Origin of the sequence: Klebsiella spallanzanii, assembly GCF_902158555.1 — a bacterium.
Lineage (GTDB): Bacteria > Pseudomonadota > Gammaproteobacteria > Enterobacterales > Enterobacteriaceae > Klebsiella > Klebsiella spallanzanii.
Genome location: NZ_CABGGS010000043.1, coordinates 169,423 through 182,931, shown reverse-complemented (window position 1 = coordinate 182,931; position 13,509 = coordinate 169,423). Strand labels below are relative to the sequence as shown.

13 protein-coding genes are annotated in these 13,509 nt (G+C 44.8%); 2 read left to right on the top strand and 11 right to left on the bottom strand.

All coding sequences use genetic code 11. The annotated features are described in order from the left end of the window. Positions 1–26: 26 nt before the first annotated feature. From FN082_RS21495 to FN082_RS21455, 9 genes are all read right to left on the bottom strand, one after another. Positions 27–1,028 (bottom strand): PIN domain-containing protein, encoded by a 1,002-nt coding sequence (locus FN082_RS21495; RefSeq protein WP_142982332.1) that lies wholly within the window; start codon positions 1,026–1,028, stop codon positions 27–29. Positions 1,029–1,719: 691 nt separating this feature from the next. Continuing rightward, the gene (locus FN082_RS21490; protein WP_142982331.1) at positions 1,720–2,709 is read right to left on the bottom strand and encodes a phage integrase; all 990 of its coding nucleotides are present in this window, start codon (positions 2,707–2,709) and stop codon (positions 1,720–1,722) included. Positions 2,710–2,723: 14 nt separating this feature from the next. After that, positions 2,724–5,390: a DUF927 domain-containing protein gene (locus FN082_RS21485; protein WP_142982330.1), complete on the bottom strand. Its 2,667-nt coding sequence runs from the start codon at positions 5,388–5,390 to the stop codon at positions 2,724–2,726. Positions 5,391–5,453: 63 nt separating this feature from the next. Next, positions 5,454–5,825 carry a hypothetical protein gene (locus FN082_RS21480; protein WP_142982329.1) on the bottom strand — a complete coding sequence of 124 codons (372 nt, stop codon included), beginning with the start codon at positions 5,823–5,825 and terminating at the stop codon, positions 5,454–5,456. Between the two features lie 65 nt (positions 5,826–5,890). After that, the gene (locus FN082_RS21475; protein WP_142982328.1) at positions 5,891–6,097 is read right to left on the bottom strand and encodes a hypothetical protein; all 207 of its coding nucleotides are present in this window, start codon (positions 6,095–6,097) and stop codon (positions 5,891–5,893) included. Then, on the bottom strand, positions 6,090–6,644 hold the full coding sequence (locus FN082_RS21470) for a host cell division inhibitor Icd-like protein (RefSeq protein ID WP_235892144.1): 555 nt from the start codon (positions 6,642–6,644) through the stop codon (positions 6,090–6,092). Before FN082_RS21470 ends, FN082_RS21475 begins: the two co-directional genes overlap by 8 nt. Positions 6,645–6,748: 104 nt before the next feature. Then, positions 6,749–6,940: a helix-turn-helix domain-containing protein gene (locus FN082_RS21465; RefSeq protein ID WP_142982326.1), complete on the bottom strand. Its 192-nt coding sequence runs from the start codon at positions 6,938–6,940 to the stop codon at positions 6,749–6,751. Positions 6,941–7,110: 170 nt separating this feature from the next. After that, complete coding sequence (locus FN082_RS21460) at positions 7,111–8,019, bottom strand: hypothetical protein (protein WP_142982325.1); 909 nt, start codon at positions 8,017–8,019, stop codon at positions 7,111–7,113. Then, complete coding sequence (locus FN082_RS21455; protein ID WP_142982324.1) at positions 8,016–9,437, bottom strand: site-specific integrase; 1,422 nt, start codon at positions 9,435–9,437, stop codon at positions 8,016–8,018. Before FN082_RS21455 ends, FN082_RS21460 begins: the two co-directional genes overlap by 4 nt. A 256-nt stretch (positions 9,438–9,693) precedes the next feature. On the opposite strand from FN082_RS21455, the gene FN082_RS21450 reads away from it, so the two are divergent. Together FN082_RS21450 and FN082_RS21445 are read left to right on the top strand one after the other, a co-directional pair. Beyond that, a complete protein-coding gene (locus tag FN082_RS21450; protein WP_139540552.1) occupies positions 9,694–9,996 on the top strand; it encodes a hypothetical protein in 303 nt (100 codons plus the stop codon). Between the two features lie 483 nt (positions 9,997–10,479). Beyond that, entirely contained in the window at positions 10,480–10,752 is a 273-nt protein-coding gene (locus tag FN082_RS21445; protein ID WP_142982408.1) for a hypothetical protein, read from the top strand. 342 nt (positions 10,753–11,094) lie between these two features. Here FN082_RS21445 and FN082_RS21440 read toward each other — a convergent pair whose 3' ends face one another. After that, positions 11,095–11,418, bottom strand: a complete 324-nt coding sequence (locus tag FN082_RS21440) for a DUF1889 family protein (protein WP_142462660.1) — start codon at positions 11,416–11,418, stop codon at positions 11,095–11,097. A 146-nt stretch (positions 11,419–11,564) separates the two neighbouring features. Further along, positions 11,565–13,478: a dihydroxyacetone kinase operon transcriptional regulator DhaR gene (gene dhaR, locus FN082_RS21435; protein WP_139540557.1), complete on the bottom strand. Its 1,914-nt coding sequence runs from the start codon at positions 13,476–13,478 to the stop codon at positions 11,565–11,567. Positions 13,479–13,509: the final 31 nt, after the last annotated feature.

The following is a 13,509-nucleotide window of genomic DNA, read 5'->3' as shown; positions in this document are numbered from 1 at the left end:
AAGCCCCTGACTGAGACCAATTATCTCTAGGTATCCAACATATCCCAGTCATCTCCTAACACCCATCTTAATGCAGATAACTTGCCGTTAATCATTCCCCACTCAAAATCATCCCAAGGTCCAATATCTTCATATTGCTTTTCAATTTTCGCAGCTGATAATTTCGCCCCCTCCCATATATCTTCATGAATGAAATTATTACCATGACGTACATCACCTTTAGGGATGAGGGTAATATCACCAATTTCAATTTTATACTCTCTATATTTATGACGGTTATACCAAACTTTGTTACAAAACTCATCAATCGCAGTAAGTATATCAGTCAAACTCCTCGTATCGTCCTCAAGCCAATTAAATTCATCTTCGAGTTCATTCAAAAGCTCAGGTTCAATACTATTGATTGCTTCAGCAATATCTAAATGATAGTAAAAATTACCAGTAAAAATCTCATCAAAATCTGAATGATGATTGCGTCTATCAGTTAATGAACTAAAATCAGTGTAGTTTTCCGTTATAAAATGAAATACCCCCTCTTTGTCTTTTGAAAAGTCATGAAATAGTTCAATCAATATCGCATCTGCAACACTATTTTTAGAGCGATGAAATGGAGCCCTTTTTTCCAAAGCCCTCATTACAGCTTTTAATTTGACGGATTCACTTGCTTCGAGACTAACAGACTTATCCATTAGAGATTCGATCATCTCGGCAGTGTGTGCTGTTACTTCACTAAGAATAGGTAAACGACTCCCAACGTCGTTTAATACATCTAGCACTTTTTCTTTATCACTCCCACCATACGTTCCAACTATTTTCTTTACTTTATGAAACTCCGCACCAATTTGTTGCTTGGTGGCCTCTATTACCCTTTCTTTATTTCTGAGAAATTCCTCCCTCACCAAATCAGGTATTATAATTACAGCCGTATTGCTTTCCAATAACTGATTGAAAGCCTCAAGCAAAACATGTTGGTTCTTTGATTTTGCGATAGTTAACCAAACACAAGTATCAATAAAAAGATAGTGCATTCCCTTTCAATCTCCACTTTAATAAAAATTACAACTAGTAATAATAGCCCTCTGATTTCTAAAGAGCAATTGATAAAATATTTTATCATTCATTATTTTGACATCTATAACATTTGAACATGAAAAAAACAACATTATATTAAAGCCATTTAAGTGAACAAACTTCAAACAAAATTATTTAGTAAATTTTTGTTCCACTAAAACCAATTCAATCTGTCAGATATTTGTCATATTGAACCAATAGCTATTTACTATCAACCCGTTTCAGAAACTCCCATTTTCGAATTTTCAATTGATATACATCCTTATTCAGTGGGAACAGTGGGAACGGTGGGAACATCGTTGAAATATATAGGATATTCTTGTTCCCACCATGGCTACTCCGTGGGAACAAATAGATTAGAATCTTTTTAACCTATTGATTATAAGTGTGTTCCCACTGTTCCCACTAAGGTACAATAGGTGGGAACAGAAAAACTGAATATAAATCAGTCTTGTACCCACTGTTCCCACTGTTCCCACCAAAATATAATACTCGCGCGATATGCTTCTATTCTGGAAGGGTATGCCTATCAATAGTGAACCGGCTTTAATGTCCAGTACGTTCATAGATAACCATGTCTGCCGGTATCGGGTAACGCCAGTCCTGACAGTGCTGCGACCAACATGCCACGCTAACCAGTAAGGAACTTCAATCATTCTTATCGGCTATCGTCGTCAGTGGATTAAACCGGATTGCGTCCTGTAAAAACTCGGGCGCAAAGTGTGCATAGGCCATTGTTTGCTCTATTCGCGAGTGCCCGAGGATCCGCTGAAGCGTGATAATGCTCCCTCCGTTAATCATGAAATGAGTCGCAAAGCTGTGGCGTAGTGCATGCGTCGCCTGGCCGGTAGGAAGGTCAGGTTTTACCTCCCTCAGTGTCTGCCTGAAGTCAGAATACGACGCCTTACCAAATAACAACCCTCGCCTACCTTCCGCTATGAGTTTTGCCACTTCCGCTGATACAGGAACAGTCCGCTGCTTGTTACTCTTGGTTTTAACGAACGTCACACGGTTCTGAATGATGTTTTCAGCCTTGAGTCGAGCGGCTTCGCCCCAACGAGCACCTGTACTTAAACAGAGAACGGCTATCTTCTTGTTGTCGCCATCCAGTTTAAAGAGCAGGTGCTTGATTTCGTTCTCTGTCAGATAACCCGTTTCGGGTACTTCTTCTTTCAACTTCTTCCTACCCCTAATCGGATGTTCACCCGAGAACAACTCACCCTCGATAAGCACTGTGAACATGCCACTGATACTATTGAGGTCACGGTTAATAGTAGAAGCTTTAATACCCTGACTTCTTCTTGTCGCGTAATACTGACTGATCAGCGCTTTCGTTATCTGAAAAGCACAAGGATCGTCGGTAATCCTGCAAAACAGGTCTAACTTGTTGCGGTTTATCCGACCGTGTTCCTCGTGCTTGCCTTTCAAATTCCACCAAATCTGTATCAGTTCAGACAGATGCCGCTTATCCGTCGGTTTTGATAACCATTCTTTAGTGTGGTGGTTGAACTGGGTATGCTTCTCGAAAGCTACCGCTTCACTTTTCTTATCAAACTTCCTGCGGATACGCTTTCCATTGCGACCAGCAGGCCTGATGTCCACTTCATATCGACCATCATCGAGTTTCTTAATTGCCATAAGAAACCCCTCCGTCACCCAACCACATCGCTTTTAAATACATACACCCACTTAGAACCGATCTCCGGCAGCCTCACCTTGCGCTGGAGTCGCTTTTCGTCGTCCGTATCCAGCCATCCCGCCTCACTACACAGGCGGGCGGTTTTCACTGCGTCAGATGTCCCGCAGATTTCTTTCCATCCACTGGAAAGAATGTAATAGCTCGTCTCAGGTTCTTTATTGTTATTACCTTTAATAACCCGACGAAAACCCACCATATTAGCGGGGCGGTTCTTTTCGTCTTCCGTCCATTCTGCAAAACGAGTGTACTGGTTCGCTGTAATAAAGCGTCTTACCTTCTCCAGCGCGTCAGCATCTTCCTGGTTGGCGGTATGCCCGCGATCCTGTATCCACGCATCAAGGCATTTTCTGGTCGCATTCTCAGCCTCACCGGGTTCCCATCCGGTTATACCGGCTTCGGTTGCCAGTTCACCAGCAACAGCCAGCAGGGCAAACCGATCAACCACACGACCCACCTGATTACCGGAATTTTCAGGGAGAAGCGTTCGCTCATATTTTTTGCGTAAGGCTCTGGCTCGCTCCGTTACCGTTTTCAAGTTAGCGGTGAGCCAGCGTAACCAGTCGCGGAATACTGCCCCATGATATTGCCTGCTAGCATGCTCAAGATGTTCAGCAAAAGCCTTGCCCCCGCTGAACCCGTGTAATTCCTCAAAGGCACCAAACTGGCCCGTATTACTGGGGATTTGTACCATCCTGACCCCGACACCGGCACCGGTTCGCCGCTCCCCGGCTTCCGCTGCATGTTCGGCTATGGATACCTCCCCGGTGGAGAGAAACAACAATGTCCACTGCGCCTGCTCGCGCGGGCTTCCGTCGACTCTGGCCCTTGCCTTACCCTGACCGTTACCCAACATATAAGCGATACGGCTCGCCTCCCTGCCGTCAACCTCGCTGATCTCATCGAGCATAAGCACGGCATCATTGCGGCGCAGCGCAATCCCTTCCAGCGCATTCCCCGTCGCCCGCCACGTTTTCCAGTAATCCGGCCCTCCGCAGACGGAAGCGGCCACCTTCATAGTGGTGGTTTTGCCATCAGTGGATTCCCCCTTGAGGTGGTACCCTCCCCCGCCTATTCCCAGCAGCGTCAGCAGGGGAGCCGCAAAAGCCAGACTGACGCAGAACACTAGTCGGGAATTCCCGACGCAGTAGCGGCCAACGTGTGTCATCCACTCGCAGGTATCGCCGCTTACCCTGAAATCATTTTTTGATGACCGGGCTGCCTGGAAGATAACCGAGCCAGCCTCCCCGCCAATCACCTCACCATTGAGCACGTAAGAGCCGCCGTACCAACCCGTTTTCTCCACGCAGGTGACTTTACGTATCGGACGACAGGTGGCGATGTATTCCATCAGCAGTCCCCGTGCTGTGCCATTCACGCTGATAAAATGGAGACCATTTTCAAGTAACACCTCGCGCAAATCCTGCCCGGCCCCGGCAAGTACTGTCATGGGCATAGCCCACTCATGACGGGAGCCATTGGAATCATCCCACTCCAAAAGACGCCCGAAATTACCGCCGTCTGAGTCGCATGTTATGGCGGTCACTTTTAGCGGGCTGCAAATCTTTATCTGCTGTACCTGGCCGCTTTCACTCCCGTCATTACGGGTACGCTCACACCAAAGAAATTCTTTCGTCAGCCGGAACCCGGGAGGCAGACGGGTTTTTGTATCACCGGGATTAAACATTTCTTCTGCGAAAGCTTCACGCGCCCGCTGAATGCCAAAATCACGCCGGTAATCATCCCAATCAGCTTTTGCTCTACCTGGCGGGATACTGACCCAGCCTTTAACCACAAGTGCTGCTTTGATTGCCATTTCCCGCCCTTCATTGGGCTTACCGTCCACAAAATCGTTATCACCGGCAATGATAATCTGCGTTTCCGGCCATTTCTCCCGCACCGCCTCAGCAGCTGCTTTAAGGTTGGTTTTAGATAAGGCTGCGAGCGGCCAGCCATCGCTGAGTAGCGAAACCGAAATAGCAGTTCCATAACCTTCTGTAATAATGACTTTTTCCGGCGTATCTTCCGGAAAATCATTCAACGAAATAAAACAGCCGGAATATTTAGAGCCTTTCATCAGGCTCTTGACTCCATCACCTCTGATAAGCTGGATCCCAGTTATAGCCCCCTGACTATTTTTAACCGACAGCATAAGTGATCCAGCCGGGTATTTTTCACCACCGGCCAGTAGCTCCCTTGTTGTCAGCTTGGAAATATGTCCGATCAGACCTTTTCCTACCAAATAAGGGCTTTCACCTGCCACCGACTGGCTGAGAAGAGCTGACCAGTTCACCGCAGCCACCTTTTTTGCCGTTTCTTTTCTGGCTGGGACAGTCATCGCCGGGGCAGACGGTAGACATTCAGCCACTCGAGCCGCAGCGGGAACGGTATCAATATCAAAAAATCGTTTAACAATATCAATCCCGTCACCATTACCACAGTGATTACAGAACCACGTTCCGCGCCCATCTTTATTATCAAAACGAAAGCGATCTTTTCCTCCGCATTTAGGGCACGGCCCGTGCTTCCCATTTGTGGGAATGTTAATACCGAGACTCTGTAGAATGAATTCCCACTTTCCCACAGACTGCTTGCTAATTTCTGACACTTTGATATTCTTCATGCCGTAACCTTTTTCAATAAATTCATCAAGCGCCGCTTGCCACGGCGCTTTTTATTTGTATGTTTATTGCTGTTCTTTTTCCTTTTCCATCATTTTTATAATCGATTCAGTACCATAAAGATTCACCAGTTCCACTCCTGATACAGCCTCGTACTCGGAGAAAATCTTTTCATGAAAATGTATTCCATTTCTAATCCGTGTTAATTCTTCTGTTATGAGAAAGAAGAATCCGGCTAATCCTTCACTGGATAAATCATTATCTCGCTCACCGGAATATGCTTTGGAGTGAATAAGCTCCTCCATTAATTTCATAATGTTGACGACACTTACAAGACGATCATTATCATCCTCTTTCATAAAACCTATGAAATCGCGCCTAAAAGATAGCTGCCCTAATCGAGAAATATCATTGTTGTTGACTTCATTACGAGACATAGAGACTCCCTGACCGATAATGACCCCATAAATCATAAATTTATTTAACGGATTATTAGTGCAATTTACTGATTAATGGCGTAGTTATTTCCCGCCTCCGCAATTTCCACAATGCATTCATGCGTAATGGTGCCGATGGAATTCTTACGGATATATGCCATTTTCTGCGCTTCTTTCCATGCAGCTTCGCGGGTTTTATATCCGCCATTGTGAACCAGCTCGCGCCGGTCACCAGCTTCGTGATTAATCAGGGTGATAAGCAGTTTAAACATGGGTCACCTCGCGAACAGGCAGACGGCCAGCAAATAAAGCGACAAAATCACGAGCTATAACGCGACGTGCGCTTGTGAGATCAGGGGCAGTAACTTCCTTACGCTGCGGCTTCGCCAACACGTCAGAACGGCAGACAGCAAGAAAGATCCAGATAAATTGAGGGTGTAAAGAGATTGGGGTCGTAGCCATAAGGCAACCTCCGATAACAGCGGTAAGTACGCTATCGCCGGAGTTTCCACGCTCAGTGGCGATAGCCCAGACGGGGGTGGAAATACCGGCGTTATCGGAAACCGGCCAGCCCGAAAGCTGCCCCGCCTGAGCTACCATTGACATGACGGAGTGGTGCGCTACCTGTTCATGTCCGGCAATTGAATAGCCGGAGTGAACGCACCACGCCATAATATGGCGCTCTGTGGCGTTGATTGCGACGTAAAAAAAGACGCATGGCGCGTCTGTCGTCGCCGATAACATACACGGGTTTCCACGCCCGGTTGCCGATTTTGCGGCAACGTCTGGATTCTGCAATCCAACAGGCGCAGTTGTCAAACGGTATTTCCTGTTAATTTTCGCGTATGACATAATGATCTCGTTTTAGTAGTGAAATCCATGTGGCTAGCAGCCCATCTGTTATTGCGGATGGGCTTTTTTATTTACGCCTGTTCGCGGCGAGTGGACTTGATATACTCATCGAGGTCACTTTTAAGGTAAATAACTTTTTTTAAGCCTGCTTTATAATAAGGGAGTTTTACTTTTCCTGTGCAGGCCCAATTAGCCATAGTGGCAGTTGAAACACCAATATAATTAGCGGCTTCTTTACGAGTCATACGATTATTAATATCCATAATGATATTGCCTTTTATTGATTTGAATCGACGTAAAACAGAATATATCGATACGAAACAAAAGATAATATCATTAGGGAAAATAGTATTATCATTAGCCAAAGCGGTTCTACTCATTTAGAAAATGAAGTTGTGATCACTTTCTAAATGAGCATTTAAAAATCAATAAGTTACAACTCAAGCTTTAAATGCCCTTCATGTTTCCCTTGAGACTCTTGCCCCGTTTCTTTCCGATGCGCTTCGATCCATCTTGTTAGCGTTTGAGGCGAGACCTTACGTTTCTCTTTTGCTAGATGTTTATCAAGCTCTCTTGTAAGAGCGTAAGTTGAAGCATTTGGATGCTTATGCAAAGTAGCAACTACAATTCTGATAACATATGAATATAATTCTTTATTTCTTGCTCCTTTTTTTAAAGATGATTTACTTTCAACATCTTGTCGCATGCTCTCAGAATATATATGACTTGCATCTCTAAAAAACTCAATCAATATATTTTTATATGGTAATAAAATGACTCGATTTAGAACAGACTCTTTGACTAAAGAATAAGCAGCATACTCACATGAGAAATTCTCGCCAAAAATATCACAGCAGTTACTAATGATTCTTATATCTCTTTCATCAAATAGACAAAATTCATTTTGATCTAGAACCTTCCTAATGGAAGACGATAACATCTCATGCTCAACAAGTATTTTTCTTTTAAAAAGGTCTTTCAGATACACATTGATTTCATTAAGAGTAGTATCAATTTTATTTTCTAGTTCATAACTAACAATACGTTGAATAAAATCAAAAAAAGATAAGATATCCCTACCATCGGAACTGGCCTGATCCAATAAAGATCTAACAGTATCTAATGTTCCAATACCATTAAACCCATATTTATGAATAACTGTATAGAGATGAGTAGCAATAGAATCAAGCTCATCTATAGATATAAATCCATCGCCATTGGAATGCGCCTGTCTAAATGAAAGCCAACTTTTTTCGGCAGCACTTTGTATATCAAAATATGCTTCCGGAACTCTCACATTAGTTCTCTGAGATCTTTTTTTATTTATTGATTTATTTTTCATTTATTACCTCTTTTCAGATCATAAATAAATTTTAATACCTTCTCTTTCTCCTCTGGACTAAGATCGTCAATAAGTTCCACGTTGGTATCTCTTGAGCTACTTATGATCCCAGCCTCTTTTAAGATTTTCTTTTCGATAATTTGAGCTGGTTCAAGTAGTTCTTCAACTGGAAAAATGAGGTAGCCCTGAGTTTGATCTGAACTTTTATAGTTACGTGCTGATTTATGATTCATCAACCGCTTAAGGATATATGTTCCGACACCACTTAGTTCGGCTAAAGTTGCAAAAGTTCGTCTTGCATCATGGCATGTAAACTCTATAGGTTTCTCATTAATATTTTCACCATTATTTGTTTTTTCAATAATTCTCTTTATTGCTCTACGAGGATCGGTTATCCGCCCCCCTTTTGCGGCGGGAAAAACATAATTATTCTTATCGAGTTTATATTTATTTCGTCTGGAAAGAATTATTAATAGGGTATTCGTTAATGGTAGTTCAAGCGGTTCTCCATTCTTTGTTTTATCTATCCAAAAATAACCGCCATCAATATTAACCCTATCCCACTCTAAGCCAAATACCTCTCCGCGCCGTAAACCAGTAAATAAAGCCATATCAAGAGCATCACAAATTGCGGCTATATGGTCATCTCTGTCTAATTCGGCTTCCTCTCTAACGTCATTAACAGCTCTCAGCCATCGACCTAACTCATGATTACGGATGCGGGTATTCTTCCGGACTAAACCATGCCATTGCCGTTTCGTGCTTAACGCGATAGTAGGAGGATCGGGTAATAGTTTAATACCTTGATCATCGCGATAGTTATCGTATGAAAAATTATAAACAGCCCTTAATGCCCGCCCCCATAAATCAGCCTGTGCTTTACTTCCGGAACCAACACCTTTACGTAATTTAGATAATTCAGCCCCAAACCAAACAGAGCCTTCAGTTATTGCTTTATGCCTGCTCTGCGTGTCATCCCTGGAAATTTTAGCTATAGGCCTGTCTAACCAGTCACCAGAAAAATTAGTAAGTAAACGTCGATACTGATTGGCTGTAGTTTCTTTAAGTCGATCTCCACGGGTTTCAATATATAATTCCATTGCCTCACGTAGAGTAACATTGGCCCTCTCAGCTTCCCTTTTTATTTCGTTTGGGTTCTTTCCTGTCGCTCCGATACCACCGAGCGTTTCAAGAGCTATTGTCCGAGCTTGCTCAACGGATATTTCCGGGAACCGGCCCAGTGCCGTTCTGATGAACTTTCCTTTAACTTTCCTAACAGCATAGAACGTCTTCAGGCCACTTGCCCCCACCCTGAGACGTAATCCTCTGACATGGCTGTCATAATATTCGTTCTGCCGCCCCCTTGGTGCGGATGGCAGCTCGTTTATCTTGGATTTTGTGAACTTGAAAGGCTCCATTATCTGTCCTTGTAAAAATCGCGCCGAAATCGCTTGGTGCATATCCAAAAAAGCCAGGCTCCCTATAGGCTACCCCAGAACGTTAATAAAAGGGAATAAACGGGATTTTACGTTAGTAACCACAAACTGGTAATTTATTGAATTAAAACAAAATAGATAAAATAAGAACTAAAGCAAATACATCGACCTTTTTCTCATAATCGCTTGGTCGCTGGTTCAAGTCCAGCAGGGGCCACCAAACAAAACAAGGAGTTAGATGAGAAATCGTCTGACTCCTTTTTCTTTTTACGGCAATCGGATCGGGCACGGCATTGTATTGCTGTCCATATCATCGCGCTGCCAATACCTTCGTGTAGCGCTTTGTCACGACACCGCTCATTTTTCCAACCAAACCCAGCGACTTAAAAGCGATATGTCAGCAACTTTTCTAGAAAAAGATAGCCAAAAACATTCTCAAAATGCAGCCTGGTGGTGGATTGGAACAAAAAATCCGCAAACATCATATCATCTGCCAGGACTGATTCAGGATAAATTGCGCTTTTGTACGCTTACGATATAAACATTGACGGATAAAAATTTTGACGGTTCACATATACACAAACTCCAGCCTGAACGCCAGAATATGCTTTAAGGATAATGAATTCACAGACTCATTCATGCTTATTATTCTGCTACCGAGCTATCTACTAACCGCTTGCCAGATAGTATAAGGCTTAAAATATTACAAATAGCGGTAATACCATATCAATTTCAGTAGTGCCAGCATCGGGTTATTTATTCATCTTGTATCATCAACATTGGTTCATCATCCTTAATTAATCAACATAAATCTCATTTTCACAGAAAACCTGAACATTTCATATCACATACTGTTCAATGATCAAAATCAATGAAAGGTAATTACGAGTAATTTATATAGTTATTCCGTATAAAAACCTTAAGGAATAATAGAATGAAAAAAACGGTATTTTTGGCATGCGTTCTTCCTGCAATATTATTAACAGGATGCGTAGCTAAACCACCAATTGCAACCGAGAGCGAGATGAAAAATGCTGCATCCTTTGCATTAAATGTCGATATCTCTCAGGTAACTATTTCTGATGTACAACAAAATGGCGTTAAAACTAATTTTGTTGCAACAACGGGTAAGAAATCGCATCGCTGCTATGTAACCAAAGCCGCTGAAGCAAAGCTTTACGGTTTAATACCATTAGATGGTGGTGAAACCGTTTCTGATGCTATTTGTTCCGGAGGGAATGCGGGGTCTAATGGTAAAACATGTGACGCCTTATCCAAAAAAGCAGGACGTTGTTAATTAATAAGATCAATCTAAAAACATCGCATCACAGGTATTCATTTTACAGAATAAAAAACGTGATTGTTGAACTTTAGTGTGCTTCGATATTTTCAACACCCAACCTTATTAAAATCAACAAATTACAGGTATTTTGCTGACTGATAACTCCTGGATTACGGATTTTACGCCAGAAAAGACATTGAAAATTAAAAGACTTGCAAGAAATTGCAGGTCTTTTTTATAGGATGTTTTAACAGGGTATTGGTAAAGATTTGGTCATCAACAAAAATGGCAGAATTCATAGACGCCTTCACAGTTAAGATGAAAGCGTCGGGTCAGAGCTATTTGCGAATGAACAGGTTACACCAGCTCCTGGAGCTGCTCCCGCATATAAGAAGAGAAGTATTCTGGATTTTTGATAACAAGGCGGTCGCCAGAGGCGATTCTGTCCGCCCATCCGGCGACTTTTTTCGTGAACTCGGTATTCCATCCCTCCTGCTCGCCTCGCGCGATAATCGCTTCTGCGCTGGCCGGAACACCTAGCTCATTCAAATACTTTAAAATTCCCTTAGCGGTACTCTCATCCATTGTATGTGGCACCGACGCTGATGTGTTCATACCACCAATAAAATCCAGGGCTTTATCTATCGCTGTTGGCATGCTCTTATCCTTAAAATTAACCACCTAATGAACATGTTTATACTATGGACCCAAGTTAGCCGGGATATCAAAGAGATCGTTGCCTTTATTTGATTCAGGCCTCAGTCAAACGCTTGCGTGGTGCTTTTATGCACGACTGAGCGGCCCTGAAGCCAGCAGAATCAAAGAAGCTACCCCAGATGCTTGCGCTTAAACTGGCTGGCGTCGATATCGTACTGCTTCATCTTACGCCACAGCGTAGTGCGGCCAATATTCAGCAGTTGCGACATCTCCTGCACCCGACCATTAGTCACGCGGGCGGCATGGATAATCGCCTCTTTCTCTATAGCATTGAAGGCCAGACTCGTAGGTAGCAGCGATGAGCTGCCGTCAGCGCCGGGGCGTTCAGCAAACAGATATTCCGGCAGATTACTCAAGCGAATATGGCCGTTGTCGCTGCTGATGGCGATATTCTCAATAACGCTATTCAGCTCAAAATCATTGCCCGGCCAGGAGTAGATCACCAGCTGCGCCAGCGCATCGTCATCCACCTTCAGGCGTGAAGAAAAACGCTTCTCCAGGCTTTTCAGTCGATTATGTACCAGCGACGGAATGCTGTTACGCCGCGCCCGCAGCGGAGGGATAACGATCTCAAAGGAGTGCAGGGCATAGTAAAGCTGGCGGCTAAAGCGGTTTTGCTCCACCAGATTGGCGAGATCGACGGTGGTGGTAGCAATCACCTTAACGTCGACCGGGATGAGCCGACGGGCATCAAGGCGGGTTAATACCCCCTGTTTGATCACCTGCAGCAGGGCAGATTGTAGCTCCGGCGCCAGATATTCGATTTTTTCCAGAAACAGCGTCCCGCCGTTGGCCAGCTCAAGGCGGCTCAGGCGACCGTTCTCATCATCCGTTGGCGCGCTGCCCATAAAATCCTGGCCCAGAACGCTATCGGCATATAGCTGGCAGTTGACCGCAATATACGGCCCGCCGCCCCGCTCGCTCTCATTATGAATTGCCTGACTGAGCAGCTCTTTACCCACGCCCTCCTCACCGCACAGCAGCACCGGAAAAGCACCGCGCGCAGCCTGGCGGCCAAAGTGAATCAACCTCCGGGTTTCCGGATCGTCCGCCGACATCTGCTCAAAAGTATGGCTCACTTTGCCAAGCTGGCTGGTCATCAACTGACGCATCTGCTCAACCGGATGCAGCAGCAGAATAAAACTGTTGCCCTGCTCTTCGACAATGGGTTTAAGGGTGACAACAGCATCGACAAACTGATGCTGGCTCTCGAAGGTCACTTCCACATGATTTAATCCACGAGCATGCTTAATCGCTCGCCGCAGCAGAGCCGGAAGCGTCACCAGTTCATTGATATTTTTCCCCTGGCAGGCCTGAGCATCAAGATGCAACAGCGTTGCGGCCTGCACGTTAAGAAACTGCAAGACGCCCTGCTCATTCCACGCCATCACCCCATCATCCATGCTCTCCAGCAGACCGTACATCTGGTTAAGATGGCGGTTCGATTCCGCCAGCAGACTATCGGTGAGCAGCGAGTTGCCCACTTCCCGCGCGATGGCGAGAGTCAGAGAGAGGTCTGGCGAAGCCTGTTCTTCAGCCAGGCAACACAGCGAAATAGAGCCAAACAGGCGTCCGTGATTATCAAACACCGGCGTAGAGCTAAACGACCATCCGTGCAGCGCGTGTTTAAAGTGCTGTTCGCCGGAAGTTTTCACCGGCTGCCCAAGCATAGAAGCCAGCGAGAGCGCGCAGCTGCCAATAATGCTTTCAGCGCAATAGCTGCCGTCACGAAACCCCAGTTCCGCCAACTGGTCGAGCGTCAGCGGATCGCCGCAGCGGCTGAGAATACAGGCAGACTCATCAAGGATAAACAGCGCGCAGGGGCGGCTATCCATAAACTCCCAGGCATCTTCCAGCGCCGCCTGGCCAATCGTCAGCAGCGCGGTCTTGCGCCGACAAATCGATTCAAAGGTCAGCCCTTGCGCCTGGTGCGGCGTCTGCCAGGTTTCCCGTTGCATAAACTTGCTGCAACGATGCCATGACTGGGTTATCACCAAAGGAAAGCTCTGAGTCTGCGCAGTCATATCCATTTCCGCTGTATTAAAAACGACAACC

What these genes read in the sequence shown, in the direction of transcription:
- FN082_RS21465 (WP_142982326.1), bottom strand. Translation starts at nt 6,940, where the DNA reads ATGGATATTAATAATCGTATGACTCGTAAAGAAGCCGCTAATTATATT.
- FN082_RS21480 (WP_142982329.1), bottom strand. Translation starts at nt 5,825, where the DNA reads ATGTCTCGTAATGAAGTCAACAACAATGATATTTCTCGATTAGGGCAG.
- FN082_RS21450 (WP_139540552.1), top strand. Translation starts at nt 9,694, where the DNA reads ATGAGAAATCGTCTGACTCCTTTTTCTTTTTACGGCAATCGGATCGGG.
- FN082_RS21495 (WP_142982332.1), bottom strand. Translation starts at nt 1,028, where the DNA reads ATGCACTATCTTTTTATTGATACTTGTGTTTGGTTAACTATCGCAAAA.
- FN082_RS21455 (WP_142982324.1), bottom strand. Translation starts at nt 9,437, where the DNA reads ATGGAGCCTTTCAAGTTCACAAAATCCAAGATAAACGAGCTGCCATCC.
- FN082_RS21490 (WP_142982331.1), bottom strand. Translation starts at nt 2,709, where the DNA reads ATGGCAATTAAGAAACTCGATGATGGTCGATATGAAGTGGACATCAGG.
- FN082_RS21445 (WP_142982408.1), top strand. Translation starts at nt 10,480, where the DNA reads ATGAAAAATGCTGCATCCTTTGCATTAAATGTCGATATCTCTCAGGTA.
- dhaR (WP_139540557.1), bottom strand. Translation starts at nt 13,478, where the DNA reads ATGACTGCGCAGACTCAGAGCTTTCCTTTGGTGATAACCCAGTCATGG.
- FN082_RS21475 (WP_142982328.1), bottom strand. Translation starts at nt 6,097, where the DNA reads ATGTTTAAACTGCTTATCACCCTGATTAATCACGAAGCTGGTGACCGG.
- FN082_RS21485 (WP_142982330.1), bottom strand. Translation starts at nt 5,390, where the DNA reads ATGAAGAATATCAAAGTGTCAGAAATTAGCAAGCAGTCTGTGGGAAAG.
- FN082_RS21460 (WP_142982325.1), bottom strand. Translation starts at nt 8,019, where the DNA reads ATGAAAAATAAATCAATAAATAAAAAAAGATCTCAGAGAACTAATGTG.